At 68.5% G+C, this 18493-nt stretch carries 17 protein-coding genes; 11 read left to right on the top strand and 6 right to left on the bottom strand.

Annotation, left to right across the window (positions count from 1 at the left end):
- Window positions 1–19: 19 nt before the first annotated feature.
- Window positions 20–1345 carry an MFS transporter gene (locus O1Q03_RS05675; RefSeq protein WP_269502105.1) on the bottom strand — a complete coding sequence of 442 codons (1326 nt, stop codon included), beginning with the start codon at window positions 1343–1345 and terminating at the stop codon, window positions 20–22.
- A 235-nt stretch (window positions 1346–1580) separates the two neighbouring features.
- Here O1Q03_RS05675 and O1Q03_RS05670 point away from each other — a divergent pair, with 235 nt between their 5' ends.
- A complete protein-coding gene (locus O1Q03_RS05670) occupies window positions 1581–2744 on the top strand; it encodes an iron-containing alcohol dehydrogenase (RefSeq protein ID WP_269502103.1) in 1164 nt (387 codons plus the stop codon).
- Window positions 2745–2807: 63 nt separating this feature from the next.
- The gene (locus O1Q03_RS05665; protein WP_057923989.1) at window positions 2808–3122 is read left to right on the top strand and encodes an NIPSNAP family protein; all 315 of its coding nucleotides are present in this window, start codon (window positions 2808–2810) and stop codon (window positions 3120–3122) included.
- Here O1Q03_RS05665 and O1Q03_RS05660 read toward each other — a convergent pair.
- Window positions 3115–4056 (bottom strand): LysR family transcriptional regulator, encoded by a 942-nt coding sequence (locus O1Q03_RS05660; RefSeq protein ID WP_269502099.1) that lies wholly within the window; start codon window positions 4054–4056, stop codon window positions 3115–3117. The two genes, O1Q03_RS05665 and O1Q03_RS05660, sit on opposite strands and share 8 nt — an antisense overlap.
- A gap of 414 nt (window positions 4057–4470) precedes the next feature.
- On the opposite strand from O1Q03_RS05660, the gene O1Q03_RS05655 reads away from it, so the two are divergent.
- The 9 genes from O1Q03_RS05655 to O1Q03_RS05615 all read left to right on the top strand — a co-directional run bounded on the left by O1Q03_RS05655 (window position 4471) and on the right by O1Q03_RS05615 (window position 14510).
- Complete coding sequence (locus O1Q03_RS05655) at window positions 4471–5274, top strand: enoyl-CoA hydratase/isomerase family protein (RefSeq protein WP_269502098.1); 804 nt, start codon at window positions 4471–4473, stop codon at window positions 5272–5274.
- Between the two features lie 7 nt (window positions 5275–5281).
- Window positions 5282–7426 (top strand): acetate--CoA ligase family protein, encoded by a 2145-nt coding sequence (locus O1Q03_RS05650; RefSeq protein ID WP_269502096.1) that lies wholly within the window; start codon window positions 5282–5284, stop codon window positions 7424–7426.
- Window positions 7423–8247 carry an enoyl-CoA hydratase/isomerase family protein gene (locus tag O1Q03_RS05645; protein WP_269502094.1) on the top strand — a complete coding sequence of 275 codons (825 nt, stop codon included), beginning with the start codon at window positions 7423–7425 and terminating at the stop codon, window positions 8245–8247. The genes O1Q03_RS05650 and O1Q03_RS05645 overlap by 4 nt, the downstream gene beginning before the upstream one ends.
- A 4-nt stretch (window positions 8248–8251) precedes the next feature.
- On the top strand, window positions 8252–9169 hold the full coding sequence (locus O1Q03_RS05640; RefSeq protein ID WP_269502093.1) for an ABC transporter permease: 918 nt from the start codon (window positions 8252–8254) through the stop codon (window positions 9167–9169).
- A complete protein-coding gene (locus tag O1Q03_RS05635) occupies window positions 9166–10056 on the top strand; it encodes an ABC transporter permease (protein WP_269502092.1) in 891 nt (296 codons plus the stop codon). Before O1Q03_RS05640 ends, O1Q03_RS05635 begins: the two co-directional genes overlap by 4 nt.
- A gap of 49 nt (window positions 10057–10105) precedes the next feature.
- Window positions 10106–11668 (top strand): ABC transporter substrate-binding protein, encoded by a 1563-nt coding sequence (locus tag O1Q03_RS05630; protein ID WP_269502091.1) that lies wholly within the window; start codon window positions 10106–10108, stop codon window positions 11666–11668.
- Window positions 11665–12681, top strand: a complete 1017-nt coding sequence (locus O1Q03_RS05625; protein ID WP_269502090.1) for an ABC transporter ATP-binding protein — start codon at window positions 11665–11667, stop codon at window positions 12679–12681. The genes O1Q03_RS05630 and O1Q03_RS05625 overlap by 4 nt, the downstream gene beginning before the upstream one ends.
- Window positions 12665–13681, top strand: a complete 1017-nt coding sequence (locus O1Q03_RS05620) for an ABC transporter ATP-binding protein (RefSeq protein WP_269502089.1) — start codon at window positions 12665–12667, stop codon at window positions 13679–13681. Before O1Q03_RS05625 ends, O1Q03_RS05620 begins: the two co-directional genes overlap by 17 nt.
- A 229-nt stretch (window positions 13682–13910) precedes the next feature.
- On the top strand, window positions 13911–14510 hold the full coding sequence (locus tag O1Q03_RS05615; RefSeq protein WP_269502088.1) for a TetR/AcrR family transcriptional regulator: 600 nt from the start codon (window positions 13911–13913) through the stop codon (window positions 14508–14510).
- Between the two features lie 158 nt (window positions 14511–14668).
- On the opposite strand, the gene O1Q03_RS05610 is transcribed toward O1Q03_RS05615, so the two are convergent.
- The 4 genes from O1Q03_RS05610 to O1Q03_RS05595 are packed head-to-tail and all read right to left on the bottom strand — an operon-like array spanning window position 14669 to window position 18359.
- Entirely contained in the window at window positions 14669–15457 is a 789-nt protein-coding gene (locus tag O1Q03_RS05610; protein ID WP_269502087.1) for an ABC transporter substrate-binding protein, read from the bottom strand.
- Window positions 15458–15509: 52 nt separating this feature from the next.
- On the bottom strand, window positions 15510–16946 hold the full coding sequence (locus tag O1Q03_RS05605; RefSeq protein WP_269502086.1) for an FAD/NAD(P)-dependent oxidoreductase: 1437 nt from the start codon (window positions 16944–16946) through the stop codon (window positions 15510–15512).
- Window positions 16943–17242, bottom strand: a complete 300-nt coding sequence (locus O1Q03_RS05600; protein ID WP_269502085.1) for a (2Fe-2S)-binding protein — start codon at window positions 17240–17242, stop codon at window positions 16943–16945. Before O1Q03_RS05600 ends, O1Q03_RS05605 begins: the two co-directional genes overlap by 4 nt.
- Window positions 17235–18359: an NAD(P)/FAD-dependent oxidoreductase gene (locus O1Q03_RS05595; protein ID WP_269502084.1), complete on the bottom strand. Its 1125-nt coding sequence runs from the start codon at window positions 18357–18359 to the stop codon at window positions 17235–17237. The genes O1Q03_RS05600 and O1Q03_RS05595 overlap by 8 nt, the downstream gene beginning before the upstream one ends.
- Window positions 18360–18493: the final 134 nt, after the last annotated feature.

Here is an 18493-nt window from a genome sequence, read left to right as displayed (position 1 = left end):
GGTTCGAGCGAGCAGGTGGTTAGCCGTGCGCGCGCGGCCGGTAGTCGATCATGCTGGAGAACACCGCGATCAGCACGGCCATCACGACGAAGAACAGCAGCGCGAGGAAGTACGAACCGGACCACTGGACAATGAGCCCGATCAGGATCGGTACCACCACGCCGACCATGCTGCCGCAGAAGTTCATCGTGCCGCCGAGCACGCCGGCGCGCTCGGGGCCGCCGACGATCGCCGGCAGGCTCCAGTACATCCCGCAGAAGCGGATGAAGAACATCGCGACGCTCAGCAGCAGCACCACCGCGCTCGCGTTCGCGATATAGGCGGCGGCCAGGATGCACGCCGCCGCGATCAACGACGAGCCGCCGAACATCGTGCGCATCACCAGGTTCGGCGATGCGCCCGACGCTTTCCAGCGGTCGCCGATGGTGCCGCCGATCAGTTCGCCGACGAAGCCCGACATGAAGATCACGAACGTCGCGCCGCCCGTCGTCGCGATGTTGAAGCCGTACGTCTTGTGCAGGTAGCTCGGCATCCACGTGAGCAGCCCGTAGAACACCGCGAGGATGCAGCTGTAGCCGGCGAACATCGCGAGCACCGAACGGTCCTTCACGAGTTCGCGCAGCGGCACGCGTTCGGCCGCGGCTTGCGCGGGCGGATTCGCGCGCGTGATGTGCTCGAGTTCCGCCGCGTTGACGCCCGGATGCTCGGACGGATGGTTGCGGATATAGCGCCACACGAGCACGCCCACCAGCATCGTGCCGACCCCGGCGATCACGAACGCGATGCGCCACGATCCGAACCACGCGATCAGCCCGGAGATCAGGATCGCGCCGAGCGCACTGCCGAGCGGCGCGCCGCCGTCGACCAGCACCGCGCCGCGGCCGCGTTCGTGCGGCGTGAGCCACGAGCCGATCAGCTTCGCGCCGGCCGGAAACACCGGCGATTCGGAGAAGCCGAGGCCCATGCGCGTGAGCATCAGCAGCAGCCAGCCGTGCGATGCCGCGCCGAGCGCCTGGAACGCGCCCCACGCGAGCGTGGCGGTCGCGATGATGCCGCGCGTGTGATAGCGGTCGAGCATCACGCCGACCGGAATCTGCATCAGCGCGTACGACCAGAAGAACGCGCTGAGCATCAGCCCTTCGAGCGCGGGCGACATGTTGAATTCCGGCGCGATCAGCGGCATCGCGACCGACAGCGACGCGCGGTCGATGTAGTTGATCGCGACCAGCAGCAACATGATCAGGAAGATGCGCCAGCGGACGCTGGTCGGTCGGGCCGCCGCGTCGAGCGACGCGGGTGCGGCCGGTGCGGCCGCCGAGGCGGCAGGGGAATTCGAGGGGGGCATGGTGTCTCCGTCGTTATGGTTGCAGGGGCGATGACGCGTCCCGAGCAGCGACTGTAGGGCGGCGGCCGCGTCTTGCCTAATGACGCTTCGTGATCGCGTGATAACCAAACGGAACGGCACAAGGGCGCGCGACGGGGAATAAGCAGCCGTTATCGGGCGATCCGGTTTTTTCATTACCGGCGGCGATGGGCGGCTTGTAGTGTTCGGTGCAGCGATTTCACACGGAGACAGCACCATGAACCCCTTCCAGTACTTTTTCCCCACCACGCTGAAATTCGGCAACGGCCTCGCGCGCCAGGCCGGCGAACTGCTGAAGCCGCTGTTCAGCGGCAAGCTGCTCGTCGTGACCGACGAAGGCCTGATCAAGAGCGGCGTACTCGAAGGTTTCTTCGCATCGCTGCGCGACGCGGACGTCGCGTACGCGATCTTCTCGGGCGTCGAGGCGAACCCCAGCACGGCGGTGCTCGACAGCGCGCTGACGTTCCTGAAGGAGCACCGCTGCACCGCGGTGATCGGCGTCGGCGGCGGCAGCAGCATCGATACCGCGAAGGGCGTCGCCGCGATGGCGACCAACGGCGGCACGATCCTCGACTACGAGGGCTACAACAAGATTCCGGTCGAGCCGCTGCCGATCTTCGCGATCCCGACCACGTCGGGCACCGGCAGCGAATGCACGGCGTCGACGGTGTTCACGAACAAGGAGACGCTGTTCAAGACCGTGATCGTGAGCCACCGGATTTTCCCGAAGCTCGCGATCCTCGATGCGGAACTCACGCTGAAGCTGCCCGCGCCGATCACCGCGGCCACCGGCATGGATGCGCTGACCCATGCGATCGAATCGTACGTGTCGAAGCAGGCGAACCCGGTGAGCCAGTCGCTCGCGCTCGGTGCGATCCGCCTGATTGGCCGCAGCCTGCGCGCCGCGTTCTACGTCGGCTCCGATCTCGCGGCGCGCGAAGACATGCTGCTCGGCTCGTTCCTCGCCGGCGTCGCGTTCTCGCAGTCGAAGCTCGGCAATGTGCACGCGATCTCGCACACGATGGGCGGCGTGTTCAACATCGCGCACGGCATCGCGAATGCGGCGCTGCTGCCGTACGTGATCGACTTCAACCGGCCGGCATGCCCGGCGCTGTATCGCGACATCGCGGAAGCGCTCGGCGGCGACGTGACGGGCGTCGACGCGGAAACGGCCGCACGCGGGCTGGTCGAGCAGATCGTCGAGCTGAATCGCGCGCTCGCAATCCCGTCGAACATCCGCGAACTCGGCGTCGATCTCGAGCACCTGCCGCAGATGATCGCCGACTCGATGCGCAGCGGCAATGTGCTCGTCAATCCGCGCCTGACCACCGCGCGCGACGTCGAGGCGATCATCCGCGCCGCGTACGCCGGCGAGATCTGAGCGCGCGGCATCCGCCATTCACCGATTTCCCGATTTCCCGATTCGATTCAACCAGGAGCAGTCATGTATTACGAAATGCGGACCTACACGGTCCAGATCGGCAAGATGAACGAGTACCTGCGGCACTTCGAGAAGGAAGGCCTGCCGGTGATTTCCCGCTATGCGACGCTGGTCGGCTGGTGGTACACGGAAATCGGCGAGCTGAACCAGGTCGTTCATATCTGGGCGTACGAAAGCCTCGACGATCGCATCAAGCGACGCACCGCGCTGTACGAGGATCCGGACTGGCTCGAGAAGTTCGTGCCGAAGGCGTTCCCGATGCTCGAGAAGATGGAATCGAAGCTGCTGCGTCCGGCAGCGTTCTCGCCGATCAAGTAAGCGTGTGATCCTGTAGCGTCTCGACGAGCATGCGCGCGCCTGGCGTCAGGTGCGCGAAGGTGCGGGCCACCACGCCGAACGGCTCGTCGAGCGCGGCGATCGCGACCGGCAGGCACGTGACGAGGCCGAAGCGCTCGCCGAACTCGGCGACTTCGCGCGGGATCACCGCGACGAGTTCCGGGTTGGCCTGCAACAGCGTCAGCGTTGCGAACGTCGAAGCCGTTTCGATCGGATAGCGCGGCACGTCGATGCCGGCATCCGCGAGTGCGCGTTCGAGCGCGAGCCGCATCGGCGTGTTGACCGGATACGCGACCCATTCCGCATCGGCGAGATCGCGCAGCGTCAGCGCGTCGCGTTCGGCCAGCGCATGGTTGCGGGCGGTCACGACCGCGAGCGGTTCGGCCTTGAGCGGCACGTAGTCGTACGCTTCCGGGCGCCGGCTGTTGCCGTTGCGGCAGATCGCGAGATCGATGCGGCCGTCGTCGATCAGCGCGAGCAGACTCGCGCTGGTGCCTTCGACGAGCTCGACCGACAGGTGCGGCTGGCGGCGGCGCAGCTCGGTGAGCGCGCGCGTCAGCAGCGGCACCGCCCCCATGATCACGCCGACGGCCAGATGGCCGCCATGCCCCTGCGTGATCGCAAGCACTTCGGTATGCAGGTGTTCGAGATCGCTGTAGATGAGGCGCGCATAGCGCGTGACGCAGCGGCCGAGATCGTTGGCGACGAGGCCTTTCGGTTGTCGCTCGAACAGCGGCATGCCGAGGATGTCTTCGATTTCGCGCAGCACCTTGGTGGCGCCGGGTTGCGAGATCGCGATCTCTTCGGCGGCCTTGTGCAGCGAGCCATGGTTTTCGAGCGCGATCAGCAGCTTGAGCTGCTTCAGGCGAAGGCGCGACGCGATGTTCGCGAGAGAGGGAACCGCGAGCGGCTTCATGGCAACGACCAAACCGAAAGCGCGCATTATAGCCGGTTTGGTCGGTCGAATATTGTCAGTAAGACTAAGTTGTCGCGATGTCGTGCGCGTGCGGAACGCGCCGCTTCGATTCGTCGGTCGACTGTGTGCATGGGTTGCGCAACGCAGTCGCAGTCGCAGTCGCGTTCGCGCAGCAGGCACGACCGATGCGCACGCAAGCGCTGCGGCGCCGCAGCAAATCGCGCCGATTCCCTATCCGGCAGTTCCGTCATCCACGGCGTCGCACCGTGCGCCCGTGCGCGCGCCCGGCATCGCCGCGCGACGCAGGCGGGTTAACGCTCATGGAAACCCGCGATTTCCGTACATAAGATTCATAAAAACACATCAAGTACGAAATCGAACAGATAGTTCATTTTCATGTGGAGCACGAGATCCATGGGTGAGATCCGGGTGGAAACGCGCGATGCGGTGCGCGTCCTGACCATTTGCAACGAGCGCATCCGCAATGCGTTCGACGAAGCGATGTCGGTGGCACTGCTCGCCGCATTCGACGACGCCGAAGCCGATCCGCGCATACGCGTCGTGGTCGTCACGGGCGCGGGCGACCTGGCGTTCTCGAGCGGGCATGACCTGAACGAGCTGGCGTCGGGCGCGCATGCGCGCAGCACGGTCGGCGAGGCGCCGTTCGTGCGGCCGCTGACCATGCGCAAGCCGGTGATCGCCGCGATCAACGGACACTGCTGGGCCGCGGGCTTCATGCTCGCGCTGTCGTGCGACCTGCGCATTGCCGCCGCGAACGCGGTGTTCGGCTCGCCGGGCGCGCGCCTGGGCATCCTGCCCGAAGGCGGCCAGCTGTACCGGCTGCCGCAGCTGATCGCACCGGCCCGCGCACTCGAAATGATGCTGACCGCAAACCCCATGTCGGCCGACGACGCCGCGCGATGCGAGCTGGTGTCGCGCCTGGTGCCGCGCGGTGAGGCGCTGGCCGAAGCGCTCGCGCTCGCCGAACTGATCGCGTCGCGTTCGCCCGCGGTCGTGCAGGCGGTGAAATCCGGATTCAATCTCGGCCTGCGCGAAGGCAGCATCAGGGCCGAACGTTACGAAGCCGAGACCGCGCTGCGCCTGCATCGAGGCGCCGATGCCCGCGAGGGGATCGCGGCCTTCCTGGAAAAGCGCGCGCCGCGTTTCGCCGATGCGGGCGCATCCGTTCATTCGTCGTCCGATCATTCTGGAGCCTGATCCGAACATGAGCACGACTCATCCTCTGCACCGCCTGTTCCGGCCGCGCCACGTCGCGCTGCTCGGCGTGTCCCGCGACACCGGGAAGCTGGGCTACACGTTCCTGCGCGCGCTGATCGACGCCGGCTTCGCCGGCCGCATCTCGCTGCTCGGCCGCCAGGCCGGCGAGCTCGACGGCCTGACGATCCACACCGATCCGGCCGAGCTTCCGCCCGACATCGACGTCGCGGTCAACCTGCTCGGCCCCGCGCAAACGCCGGCGGTGCTCGAAGCGGTGGCCGCGCGCGGCGCCGCGTTCGCGGTGGTGTTTACCGCGGGCTTCGCCGAGATGGGCGCGGCCGGCGAGCAGATGCAGGCCGACATGGTGCGGGCCTGCAATGCGCACGGGATGCGCATCGTCGGGCCGAACTGCATGGGGCTGTTCAATCTCCACGTCGGGCTGAACCTGACGGAGATCTCGCCGCTGCCGATCGGCAACGTCGCGCTGGTATCGCAAAGCGGCAACGTCGCGGTCACGCTGTGGGATCAGGCGCGCAAGCACGATCTCGGCTTTTCGTGCTTCGCCGGCTTCGGCAACCAGGCCGACATTCCGATGCACGAGTACATCGACTATCTCGGGCAGGACAACGACACGCGCGTGATCGCGATCTACCTCGAGGGTCTGCGTCCGGGCAGCGGCGATGCGTTCTTCGAGACCTGTGCACGCGTGTCGCGCACGAAGCCGATCGTCGTGCTGAAGGGCGGGCGCGCGTCGGCCGGGCAGCGCGCCGCGCAATCGCACACGGCGTCGCTGTCGTCGTCCGAGCGCGTGTATCGCGCGCTGTTCGAGGAAGCCGGCGTGATCGAGGTGCGCGAACTCGAGCATCTGCTGCCGGCGGCCGAAGCGTTGATGCGGTGTCCGCCGATGACCGGCGACGACGTCGCGATCGTCGGCTCGGGCGGCGGCCACTCGATCGTCTGCACCGACGAGGTCGAAGCGGTCGGGCTGCGCGTGCCGGCGTTTCCGGCGCCGCTCGTCGACACGCTGTCCGGCCTGTTGCCCGCGTGGGCGCCGAAGCGCAATCCGGTCGACATGACCGGCGCGTACATCCGCGACCCGAGCCTGTTCTCGTCGTTGACCGAACTCGTGATGAACGCGTGCCCGTCGTTCAGCGCGGCCGTCAATTACGGGTTGTACGGGCTGTGGAAGGGCGGCGCGCTCGACCCGGACAGCCCGCACGACTACGTCAGCGCCGCACCGTTGCTCGGTGCGCTGCAGGCGAAGCTCGGCAAGCCGTTGCTGTTCTACACGCCGTATGCGGACCGCGTGCATCCGTCGTTCACCGCGATGCGGGCATCCGGCGTGCCGTGCCTCGAATCGATCGAGTCGGTCGGCGTCGCGCTCGCGGCGCTGCGCCAACGCGGCCGCTTCCTCGCGCGGGCCGGCGAAGCCGCGCCGCGGCGCGCGGCGGCAGCCCGTGCGGCTGCCGCGCCGGCATCGGCGCCGCACGCGTACGCGTCGGAAGTCGACGCGTACCGGCTGCTCGCCCGCTACGACGTGACGCTGCCCGACGTGCTCACGGCCGACACACCCCACGCGGCCGCCGAACAGGCCGGGCGGCTCGGCTATCCGGTCGTCGTGAAGGCGATCCTGCCGGGCGTCGCGCACAAGAGCGACGTCGGCGGCGTGCGGACCGGCGTCGGCAGCGCGGACGGCGTGCGCGAGGCGGCGCACGCGATCGCGGCATCCGTCGCGCAGGCGCTCGGCCCGCGCGCGCTCGCCGGTTTCACGGTGACGCGCGATTTCGGCCGCCGCCGCGAGTTGATCGTCGGCGTGCGGCGCGACGTGTCGCTCGCGTCGCTCGGGCTGATCGGCCTGGGCGGCGTGCTGACCGAAGCGCTCGACGACGTCGCCGTGGTGCTGCTGCCCGCGACGCCGGAGCGCGTGGCGCGCGCGCTGGCGCGCCTCACGAGCGCCGCCGCGTGGGGCCCGTTCCGCGGCGAACCGGCCGTTTCCACCGTTGCGCTGGCCGGGCTGCTCAACCAGCTCGACGCCGCGCTGCGGTCCGATCAGGCGATCGACAGCATCGAATGCAACCCCGTGATGGTGGTCGGCCGGGACCTCGTTCCCGTCGATGCCGCCATCGCCGTCAACGACAAGGAGCCGACGTGAATATCCCGATGCCACTCACCGAGCTGCGCGACAACGTGCTGACGATCACGTTCAACCGCCCGGAAAAACTCAACGCGATCACGCCGGACATTTATGCGTTCATCGGCGAGCGCGTGACCGAGGCGAGTGCCGATCCCGCGTGCCGCGCGATCGTGCTGCGCGGCAACGGCCGCGCGTTCTCCGCGGGCTTCGACCTGTCGCTGCAGATGAGCGACCACTCGCTCGAGGACAAGCTGCATTCGATTCACGACATCGCGAACCGCGCGCGCTGGGCCGTGTGGCGTTGCAAGAAACCGGTGATCGCGGCGATTCACGGTTACTGCATGGGCGGCGCGTTCGAACTGGTGCTGCCGTGCGACTTCACGATCGCGACCGAAAGCTGCCGGCTCGGCGAACCCGAGATCCTGTTCGGCGAGGGGCCGGCCTTCATGATGGTGCCGTGGCTCGTCAATCACAAGGTCGCGAAGGACATCCTGCTGACCGGCCGCCAGTTCAGCGCGGCCGAAGCGTTGCGGATGGGCATCGTCAGCAGCGTGGTGCCGGACGACGGGCTCGATGCGGCCGTCGACGCGCTGACGCAGACGCTGCTGCGCTTGCCGCCGTCGGCGGTGGCGATCAACAAGGTCGGCATCAATCGCGCGTACGAGGCCCAGGGGATGGCCGCGCATATCGACGGCTGGGTGGAGGCGGCGGCCTACCTGTCGATGATGGACGACGACGCGCGCGGGGAATTCGCGCGCCGCGTGAAGGAGCAGGGGCCGAGCGCGGGCATCCAGTGGCGCACGGAGTACTACGCCGCCAAGGCATCCGGACGGAGCTGACGCCATGCTCAACCTGATCGCCAGACAGGTCGTGCTCGGCATCGCCGTGGTCGTCACGGCGATCACGCTGACGTTCTTCATGGTGCGGCTGAGCGGCGATCCGACCGCGCAGATCCTGCCGCAGGACGCGAGCGTCGAGCAACGCGTTGCGCTGCAAAAGCAGCTCGGGCTCGACAAGCCGGTGCCCGCGCAGTACCTGAGCTACATGGAGGGGGCCGCGCACGGCGAATTCGGCAACTCGTACTTCGACGGCGACACGGTGACGTCGATCATCATGCGCCGCCTGCCGAACACGGCGCTGCTCGCGACCACCGCGCTCGCGATTGCACTGGGGCTGGCGATCCCGCTCGGCGTGTTGGCGGCGACGCGGCGCGGCGGCTGGCTCGACCGCGCGGTGCAGGTGGCGAGCGTCGCGGGCGCGTCGGTGCCGTCGTTCTGGATGGGCCTGCTGATGATCCAGGTGTTCGCGGTCGGCTTCGGCTGGCTGCCGACCTACGGGATCGGCGGCTGGCGCCATCTGGTGCTGCCGGCGCTCACGCTCGCGCTGTATGTGTTTCCGGGCGTCACGCGGCTCACGCGCTCGTCGATGCTCGAAGTGCTGCCGGCCAGCTACGTCAACGCGGCGCGCGCGAAAGGCATGCCGGAGCGGCGCGTGATCTTCCGCACGGTGATGCGCAACGGGATCGTGCCGGTGCTCGCGCTCATCGCGCTCGAGATCGGCACGCTGTTCGGCGGCGCGGTGCTGACCGAAACGGTGTTTTCCTGGCCCGGTATCGGGCGGCTCGCGATCGAATCGATCCAGCGTCGCGACTTCCCGATCATCCAGGGCGTCGTCGCGTATGTCGCGGTGATTTTCGCGGTGATCACCGTGGCCGTCGAGATCGTGATCCGGATCGTCAACCCGAGACTGAGGCAGACATGATGCTATCGACCACTTCCGCTTTGTCCGCATCGGCGTGGCGGCGCGTCAGCCGCGGCATCGCACGGCAGCCGGCGCTGATGACGCTGTGCGCGGCTTTCATGCTCGCGATGCTGATCGCGGCGTGCGCCGGCGACGCGCTCGCGCCGTTCGACCCGACGCTGCAGGATCTCGGCGCCCGGCTGCTGCCGCCCGGCACGATGGGCGCGGACGGACGCTACTGGTTCGGCACCGATGCGCTCGGCCGCGACGTGCTGTCGCTGCTGATCATGGGCGCGCGGCCCGCGCTGTTCGTGTCGCTCGCGTCGGTGTCGCTCGCGGCGGCGCTCGGCATCGGCGCGGGCATCCTCGCCGGCTATCGCGGCGGACGCTTCGCCGTTCTGCTGATGTACCTGTCGAACATCCAGTTGTCGTTTCCGTTCTTCCTGCTCGCGATCACGATCGTCGGCATCCTGAGCCCGAGCGTGCCGCTCGTGGTCGCGGTCATCGCGCTCGGCAGCTGGGTGCCGTTCGCACGCGTCACGTATTCGGATACGAGTCAGATCCGGCAGCTCGAATACGTCGAGGCCGTGCTCGTGATGCGCGGCAGCCTGGCACGCGTGCTGTTCCGGCACATCCTGCCCAACGTGCTGCCGAACGTGCTGGTGCTCGCGACCTTCGCGTTCGGCACCGCGATCGTGATGGAAAGCGGGCTGAGCTTCGTCGGGCTCGGCGTGCCGACGGACTCGCCGACCTGGGGACGCATGCTGAGCGAAGGGCGCGACTACATGGAGACCGCCTGGTGGCTCACCGTCTTCCCCGGTTCGTGCATTTTCCTGCTGGTGCTGTCGATCAACGTGCTCGGCGAGCAGTTGCGCGACGCATCCGATCCCAAACTGAACCGGCGCTAGAGCCGCCGCGTCCTCAACCACCACGCAGTTCAACTCGAAGGGACAGCCCATGAAAACCGGAGACTTGGTCGGGAAACGATCGTTGCGGACGGTCGCGCTGCATGCGTGCCGCTCGCTGGGTGTCGCGCTCGCAGTGTCGTGCGGCGCGCTGACGGTGCAGCCGGCGATGGCCGCGGCCACCGACCTGCGCATCGCGCTGTCGGGCGGCATCGATCAGCTCGACCCGGCGCGCACCGCGAACGGCCCCGACCTGGCGATCATCAGTCAGATCTACGAAACGCTGCTCGCGCTCGATCCGAAGACCGGCAAGCTGCTGCCGAACCTCGCGACGTCGTACACGCTGAAGGAGCCGACGCTGTGGGAATTCAAGCTGCGCAACGACGTCCGGTTCCAGGACGGCAAGCCGCTCACCGCGGCCGACGTCAAGTATTCGATCGATCGCATCCTTGATCCCGCGACGAATTCCCCGCACGCATCGCAGCTCGCGTCGATCGCGGAGGTGATCGTCGCCGATCCGTCGACCGTGCAGATCCGCACCAAGACGCCCGACCCGCTGCTGCCGCGGCGCATGCAGCCGATCGGCGGCAGCGGTCGCGTGTTCATCGTGCCCAAGCACTATTTCGAGGCGCACAGCCAGCAGGAAGTCAACGACAAGCCGCTCGGTTCGGGCCCGTACAAGCTCGCGGAATGGCACAAGGGCAGCTCGATCACGCTCGAGCGCAACGCCGCCTACTGGGGGACGAAGCCCGATGCGACGAGCGGGCGCTTCACCTTCGTCCCGGAAAACGGCACGCGCGTGAACGCGCTGCTGCAGGGCGAGGTCGACATCATCCAGCGCGTGCCGATCGCCGACGTCGATCGCATCGACAAGGCGCAGAACGCGAAGGTGATCACCAGCACGGACGGGCTCGTGCACACGCTGCTGCTCGATTCGCGCCGTCCGCCGTTCAACGACATCAACGTGCGCAAGGCCTTCGTCGAATCGCTCGACATCAACAACATCGTCACGCACGTGCTCGGCAAGTACGGCCGCGTGCTCGCCGTTCCGCTCGCGCCGACCGTCGTGCAGTTCGACAAGTCGATCAAGCCGTATCCGACCGACCGCAAGGATGCGAAGACGTTGCTGGGCGGCAAGGCCATCGAGCTGAAGACCTACACGTCCGACGGCCGCTATGTGAACGACCGCGAGATCTACCAGGCGATCAACGCGCAGCTGAACTCGACCGGCTTCCGGATCCAGCCGCAGGTAATGGAGTGGGGCCGGCTGATCGGGCTGATGCAGACGAAGAGCGGCGGCCCGTTCTACATCATCGGCTGGGATTTCGGCGAAGGCGATGCGAGCAAGATGAACTCGTTCCTCAATTCGCGCTCGCCGCTGAGCGTGACCAACGACCCCGAGTTCGACCGGCTCGCCGCCCAAGCCGCCGGCGAGATGGACGACGCGAAGCGCGCCGACGACTGGAAGGCCGCGCAGAAGCTCGTGCACGATCGCTATTACGTCGCCGCGGTCTGGCAGGCCGCGTCGATCTACGGATTCTCGAGGCGGCTGCAGTGGGATGCGCGCTTCGGCGACAACTTCGACCTCGCCACGGTCAAGGTTTCCGCAAAATGAACGCGTCCAAGCCACGTTGCCCGGCCGGCACGCCGGTGCTCGAAGTCGCCGGCCTGAACGTGTCGTTCGGGCTCGGCGCCGACAGCGTGCAGGTGGTGCGCGATCTGTCGTTTTCGGTCGGCAGCGGCGAGGTGTTCGCGGTGATCGGCGAATCCGGCTCCGGCAAGTCGACGATGGCGCAGGCCGTGATGGGCCTGCTGCCCGGCAATGCGCGCACCGACGGCCGGATCCTGCTGGCCGGCCAGCCGATTCACACGCTCGGCGCGGCCGCTCGCCGGCGCCTGGGCGGCGAGCGCATGGCGCTGATCAGCCAGGACGCGCTCGCCGCGCTCAATCCGTGCACGACGGTCGGCTTCCAGATCGCCGAGACGCTGATGGTGCATCGCGGCGTGTCGCGCCGCGCGGCGATGCAGCGTGCGGTCGAACTGCTGACGCTGACCGGCATCCCGTCGCCGGAAGAGCGCGCGCATCGCTATCCGCACGAGTTCTCGGGCGGCATGCGCCAGCGCGCGCTGATCGCGATGGCGCTCGCGCTCGAGCCCGACATCCTGATCGCCGACGAGCCGACCACCGCGCTCGACGCGACGATCAAGGCGCAAATCCTGCAACTGCTGATGCGCCTGAAAAGCGAACTCGGGATGGCGGTGCTGATCGTCACGCACGACATGGGCGTCGTCGCGCGGATGGCGGACCGGATGCTGGTGATGTACGCGGGGCGTGCCGTCGAGACCGGTCCGGTCGTCGACGTGTTCGACGAGCCGGCCCATCCGTACACGCGCGCGCTGCTGAAGGCAATGCCGCGCCTCGACCGGCCGGGCCAGGCGCTGCGGGCGATCGCCGGCGCGCCGCCGACGCCGCACACGATGCCGTCGGGCTGTCCGTTCCATCCGCGCTGCCCGGTCTCGATCGATCGTTGCGCGCAGGAACTGCCGCAGCCGATCCGGTTCGCCGACGGGCGATCGTCGCAATGCCGCTTTACTCCGGACGAGGTGATCCATGCAGAACGCGCTTGATGTTGCGAACGCAACGCACGGCGTCGACGAAACGCCGGTGCTGTGCGCGACCGGCCTCGGACGGCGCTTCCGCCTGCCACGACCGTGGCCGGCCAGGGCGGTCACGCTCGACGCGGTCAACGACGTGTCGCTGTCGCTCGCGCGCGGGCGCACGCTCGGCATCGTCGGCGAGTCGGGCTGCGGCAAGTCGACGTTGTCGCGCATGCTGGTCGGCATTCTGGCGCCGTCCGCAGGCACGCTGCGGGTCGGCGGCGTCGACGTGTCGACGCTGCGCGGCCAGCACTGGCGCGCGGTCATGCGCGACGTGCAGATGGTGTTCCAGTCGCCGTACACGGCGCTCAACCCGCGGCTGACGATCGGCGAGATCGTGCGCGAGCCGCTCGACATCCACGAGCCGCACGTGCCGAAGGGCGAGCGCGACGCGCGGGCGGTCGCCATGCTCGAACGAGTCGGCCTGCATGCGGCGCACGCGAAGCGCTATCCGTTTTCGCTGTCGGGCGGCCAGCTGCAGCGCGTCGGCATTGCGCGCGCGCTCGTGCGGCCCGCACGCGCCGTGATCTGCGACGAGCCGGTGTCGGCCCTCGACGTGTCGGTGCAGGCCCAGGTCGTGAACCTGCTGCGCGAACTGCAGGACGAGCTTGCCGTGTCGTACGTGTTCGTCTCGCACGATCTGGCGGTCGTGGCCAACGTGTCGCACGACATCGCGGTGATGTACATGGGGCGCGTGGTCGAATCGGGCCGGGCCGCGGATGTGCTGCAAGCGCCGCGTCACCCGTACACGCAGGCGCTCGTCGACAGCGCGAACGCACCCGACCCGCACACCGAGCGCAGCCGTCAGCCGCGCGTGCTGGCCGGCGAATTGCCGCGCCCGACCGATCCGCCGTCGGGCTGCCGGTTCCGCACGCGCTGCTGGATGGCGCGGCCCGAGTGCGCGCAAGCGGTGCCGCCGCTGGTGTCGAGGTCCGGCTCGCCGCAGCAGGTCGCATGTCATTTCGCGTGACCGGCATCGCGTGCGTACGCGCGCCGTTGCTGCCTGCATGTCGCGGCACGGCCGCGCCCGGGCGCGCGGCGTCACGCGAAAAGTCGCACGATCGCGTTCGGTATAATCGCCGTTTTCACAGGCGTAACGGGGGAAGTCGATGACGGCAGACTCGCTTTCCGGGGTGGGCAGCGAACCTTCATCCCTGCGATTCGAGGAGATGCTGGGCCGCAAGACCCTGGATCGGTCGTTGTCGAAGCGGGAGCGCACCCGGTACGTGTTCATGACGATCGCGGCGCGCTTCCTGCAGGAACATTCCGCGCAGAACCCCACCGTCGAATTCGTGCTGGCCCAGTCCGGGCTGGCGCGCAGCACCTTCTACAACCACTTCAAGGACATCGACGACTGCATCTTCGAGGTGCTCGACCTGTTCTTCGAATACATCGAGGGCACCCGCGTCAGCAGCTCGCGCGAGCTGTCGACGTTCGATGCGATCCTCGAAGCCAACACGTGGTACTCGCGCGCCTATGCGGCCAACGCGAACCTGTTCGCCGCGATCCATCGCAACGAAGCGCTGCGCAAGGTCCGCGAACGGCGCAACGAACAATGGGCGATGAAGATCGTGCATGTTTCGGGGCGGCGGCGCGGCCGCGAATTCGTCGGCGCCGAGCGCATCGAATATGCAGGCACGATCCGCATCCTGATCACGATGACGATCGAATCGCTGCGCGAGCGCTTCGTCGCGAACGACGCGGTGCTGGTCGACGCGTTTCCGACCGCGGACGCCATCGCGAGGAAGGTCAGCGAGATCTGGTACGAAGTGATGCAGCGCTACGAGCGCGAAGCGTGAAGCCTGACGCCTGACGCCGGCCGCGCGCCGGAACGCTGCCGTTCCTGCCGTTCGCGCTTTTTCCGCGTACTTCCGCGCACTTCCCTCCGCCGCATGCTTACCCGCCGCTCGCTGGCTTTGCGGCGGGCACGCGCGGCTGCGCGATACGCATGCTTGCGTCAATTCCCGTACATGTCGAAGTCGAAGTACTTCGACTGGATCTTGTTGTACGTGCCGTCGCTGCGAATCTGCGCGATCGCGCGGTTCAACGCGTCGCGCAGGTCGGTGTCCGCCTTGCGCACGCCGGCCGCGTCGCCGTTGCCCATGATCTTCGGGTCGAACACGACGCCCCCCGCGAACGAGAAGCCCTTGCCGCGCGGCGTCGACAGGAAGCCGAGCTGGCCCTGCACCGCATCCATCAGCACGCCGTCGACGCGCCCGGTCACGAGGTCCGCATACGCCTGGTCGTAGCTCGGATACGGCACCACCTCGACCTTCGCCGCCGCCCATTTCTCGCGCGCATAGGTTTCCTGGATCGTCCCCTGTTCGACCGCGACGCGCTTGCCCGCGAGCTTCGCCGCGTCGGGCAGCAGCCCCGAGCCGGTGCGCGCGATCAGTCGCGTCTGGTTGCGGTACAGGCGATCGGTGAAGTCGATCTGCTGGCGGCGCTGTTCGGTCGCGGCCATCGACGACAGGATCACGTCGAACTTGCGCGCCTGCAGCCCCGGGATCAGCCCGTCGAAGCTGCTCGACACCCATACGCATTTCGCGTTGAGCTTCGCGCACAGCGCATTGCCGAGATCGATGTCGAACCCTTTGACGCTGCCGTCGGTCGCGGTCGATTCGAACGGCGGGTAGGTGGGGTCGACGCCGATGCGGATCGTCGTCCATTCCTTCGCCGAGGCGAGCGTCGCGAAGGCCATCGCGGCCGCGGACAGCAGTATCGTGATGCGCGTCTTGTTCTTCATGATCAGGCTCCGTTCGTGTGGACTAGCGTTGGGGGTAGCGTGGGGGGGCGCGTCAGCTCGGGAATTCGCCGCGCTGGAAATCGTTCGACAGTTCGAGGGCGTCGGCCATCTCGCCGACGGTGATCGGCTTGATCGGCGCGCGGATCCGGTAGTGACCCACGTCGCCGACGTCGCGCTGCTGCACGTCGGCGATCAGTTCGCCGACCGTGGTGCCGCACCAGCGTCCCTGGCACGGGCCCATCCCGCAGCGCGTGAACGCCTTCATCTGGTTCGGCCCCTGGCAGCCGAGCGCCGCGAGCTCGCGGATCTCGCCGGCCGTGATTTCCTCGCAGCGGCATACGATCGTGTCGCCGTCGGGGCGCCGCAATGCGGCGCTCGGCGTGTACAGCGCATCGAGCAGCGGACGCACCGCGAGATGGCGGCGCAACGCGTGCCGCAGCGGGCGCTCGCGTGCGTGTTGCGCGTGACGCTCGAGTGCGCCGAGCGCGGCCGCGATGTCGAGCGCCGACACTTCGCCCGCGACCGCCGCGGCCTGCGCGCCGCCGATGCCCGCGCCGTCGCCGGCGATCCAGACGTGCGCGACGCTGCTGCGCCCGCGCGCGTCGCATTGCGGCCGCCAGCACGCCGCGCGTTCGTCCCATGCATGCGCGCAGCCGAGCGAGCGTGCGAGCTGCGTCGACGGAATCACGCCCTGATGGAGCAGCACGAGCGACGTGTCGAGCGATTGCACGATGCCGTCCGCGTCGACGAAGCGAAGGTGCTGCGCGCGGCCGTCGCCGTCGATGCGCACGCCAGTCGCGCCGCGATAGACCGGAATACCGGCGTTGCGCACCGTGCGCAGCATGCGCCAGCCCTTGAGCAGATAGTCGGCGCCGCGCAGCGCGGGCAGCGCATGCGGCAGCGCGTGGCGCCATGCGTCGCGCGGCGTCGTGTCGACCAGCGCGCGCACGCGCCGGCCCGCATGCAGCAACTGCGCGGCGAACAGCCACAGCAGCGGGCCGCTGCCCGCGAGCACGGTGTCGGCCGACGGCGCGAGCCCCGACGATTTCAGCAGGGTTTGTGCGGCGCCCACGCCCATCACGCCGGGCAAGGTCCAGCCGCGCACCGGCCACGGGCGTTCCTGCGCGCCGGTTGCAATCAGTACCGCGCGCGCGCCGATTTCGAGCGTGCCGCCCGACGGGCCGCTTTGCGTGAGCATCGCGACCGGTTCCGGTTCGAGCGCGATCTGCCACACCATGCTGCGCGGCAGATAGTGCGCGCCGCTCGCGAGCAGCCCGTCGACGAGCGGGCGGCCTGCTTCGTAGTCCTTGCCGAGCCATCGCGCGAGCGTCGGCGGCGCGTCCGCGACGTTGCGATAGATCTGGCCGCCGGGCGCGCCGCCTTCATCGGCGACGACGACCGACAGCCCCGCGCTGCGCGCGGCGGTGGCCGCCGCCATCCCGGCCGGCCCGGCGCCGACGATCAGCAGGTCGTACTGGCGGCGCGTCATGCGAGCCTCGCCTTGCCGTGCATCGCGCATACCTGCATGCCGTCGCGTACGGGCGTCATGCAGCCCTGCACGTTGGGCACGCCGTCGACTTCGACGAGGCAGTCGAAGCACACGCCCATCATGCAGAACGGGCCGCGCGGCGCACCGCTCACCGCGCTCGTGCGGCATGCCGTGGCGCCGGCGGCGAGCATCGCGGCCGCGACGCTGTAATGCGCGGGCACGTCGTGCGGCGTGCCGTCGATATGGATCCGCACGCGCGCGAGCGTCGCGGCGGCGGGAACGATGGATTCAAACATGCCGGGCATCCGTGGGCGCGGCAAAGCGCGCGGTGGTGAAGGCGGACAGGTCGGCCGGCGCGGTGTCGCCCGCGATCCACGGCGCGACGAGATCGGCATGCGCGGCCGCGAGCGTCACGCCGCTATGGCAGATCGCGACGAACGCGCCGGGGTGCCGGGTCGATTCCTCGTAGACCGGCAGCCCGTCGGGCGTCATGATGCGCAGCGCGCCCCACGCGCGCACGATTCGTGCGCGCGCGAGTGCCGGAAACGCGGCGCGTGCGCGGCGTGCGATGTCGACCATCGCGGGGCGCGTCTGGCCGTCGTCGAAGCCGACGTCTTCGGCCGAGTCGCCGAGCAGGACCGAGCCTTCCGGCGTCTGGCGCACGACCAGCGTCGGATAGGCGAGAAACGGTGCGAGGCGCTCCGTCACCATGATCTGGCCGCGCAGCGGCGCGATCGGCGCGAGCATGTCGACCATCGGTGCGAGCCGTGCGTTGTCGAGGCCGGCCGCGAGCACCACGCGCCCGGCTTCGAGCGGGCCTTCGCGCGTATCGATGTCGAAGCGCGCGGCGCGCGGACGAATCTCGGTGACTTCGTTGCGCGGCAGGTACACGCCGCCGCTTTGCAGGAACGCCTGCAGCATCGCGCGCAGCGTGTAGAGCGGATTCGCATGCCCGTCGTTCGGCGACCACAGCGCGCCGGCCAGCGTCGGCGACGCGGCCGGAATCCGTTTGCGCAGCGCGGCCGGATCGAGCACGTCGTACGACAGCGCCGCGTCCTGCCGATGCAGCGAGTCGAGCAGCGCGGTCGCGTTTTCCAGCTCGGCATCGTGTTCGAAGAGTTCGATTCCGCCCGGGCGCTCGAACCCGCAGTCCACGCCGGTCGCGCGCTGCAATTGCGCGGCGAATGCGTGCCAGCGCTCGGACGATTCGCGCGACCAGCGCGCGTACGGCAGGCAGCGTCCGCCCTTGCCCTGTACCCACACCAGCCCGAAGTTGCCGCGTGCCGCGCGATATGCGATGTCGTCGCCGTCGCACACGGCCACGCGCTTGCCGAGCCGCGCGATGCCCCACGCGAGCGCCATGCCGACGAGACCGCCGCCGGCCACGACGACGTCGAAGCGACGCACGGTCATGTGCGGCTCCGGTTGTGATGGGGCGATGTCTTCGTGTTATGGGCCATGATGGCGCGGTTCCTGTCTTTCAGTGCGTTGCGGAACCGATGTTCGGGCAGGCAAAATAGACTGTCCAATACAGCTTGATCAACGAC

The organism is Burkholderia sp. IMCC1007, assembly GCF_027257875.1.
In the GTDB taxonomy this organism is placed as follows: domain Bacteria; phylum Pseudomonadota; class Gammaproteobacteria; order Burkholderiales; family Burkholderiaceae; genus Burkholderia.
The sequence above is the reverse complement of the archived record's forward strand: the minus strand, read 5'-3'. Positions and strand labels throughout refer to the sequence as shown.

Coding starts and splice junctions, on each gene's coding strand:
- O1Q03_RS05675 (WP_269502105.1), bottom strand. CDS start 1,345: ATGCCCCCCTCGAATTCCCCTGCCGCCTCGGCGGCCGCACCGGCCGCA.
- O1Q03_RS05670 (WP_269502103.1), top strand. CDS start 1,581: ATGAACCCCTTCCAGTACTTTTTCCCCACCACGCTGAAATTCGGCAAC.
- O1Q03_RS05665 (WP_057923989.1), top strand. CDS start 2,808: ATGTATTACGAAATGCGGACCTACACGGTCCAGATCGGCAAGATGAAC.
- O1Q03_RS05660 (WP_269502099.1), bottom strand. CDS start 4,056: ATGAAGCCGCTCGCGGTTCCCTCTCTCGCGAACATCGCGTCGCGCCTT.
- O1Q03_RS05655 (WP_269502098.1), top strand. CDS start 4,471: ATGGGTGAGATCCGGGTGGAAACGCGCGATGCGGTGCGCGTCCTGACC.
- O1Q03_RS05650 (WP_269502096.1), top strand. CDS start 5,282: ATGAGCACGACTCATCCTCTGCACCGCCTGTTCCGGCCGCGCCACGTC.
- O1Q03_RS05640 (WP_269502093.1), top strand. CDS start 8,252: ATGCTCAACCTGATCGCCAGACAGGTCGTGCTCGGCATCGCCGTGGTC.
- O1Q03_RS05635 (WP_269502092.1), top strand. CDS start 9,166: ATGATGCTATCGACCACTTCCGCTTTGTCCGCATCGGCGTGGCGGCGC.
- O1Q03_RS05630 (WP_269502091.1), top strand. CDS start 10,106: ATGAAAACCGGAGACTTGGTCGGGAAACGATCGTTGCGGACGGTCGCG.
- O1Q03_RS05625 (WP_269502090.1), top strand. CDS start 11,665: ATGAACGCGTCCAAGCCACGTTGCCCGGCCGGCACGCCGGTGCTCGAA.
- O1Q03_RS05620 (WP_269502089.1), top strand. CDS start 12,665: ATGCAGAACGCGCTTGATGTTGCGAACGCAACGCACGGCGTCGACGAA.
- O1Q03_RS05610 (WP_269502087.1), bottom strand. CDS start 15,457: ATGAAGAACAAGACGCGCATCACGATACTGCTGTCCGCGGCCGCGATG.
- O1Q03_RS05605 (WP_269502086.1), bottom strand. CDS start 16,946: ATGACGCGCCGCCAGTACGACCTGCTGATCGTCGGCGCCGGGCCGGCC.
- O1Q03_RS05600 (WP_269502085.1), bottom strand. CDS start 17,242: ATGTTTGAATCCATCGTTCCCGCCGCCGCGACGCTCGCGCGCGTGCGG.
- O1Q03_RS05595 (WP_269502084.1), bottom strand. CDS start 18,359: ATGACCGTGCGTCGCTTCGACGTCGTCGTGGCCGGCGGCGGTCTCGTC.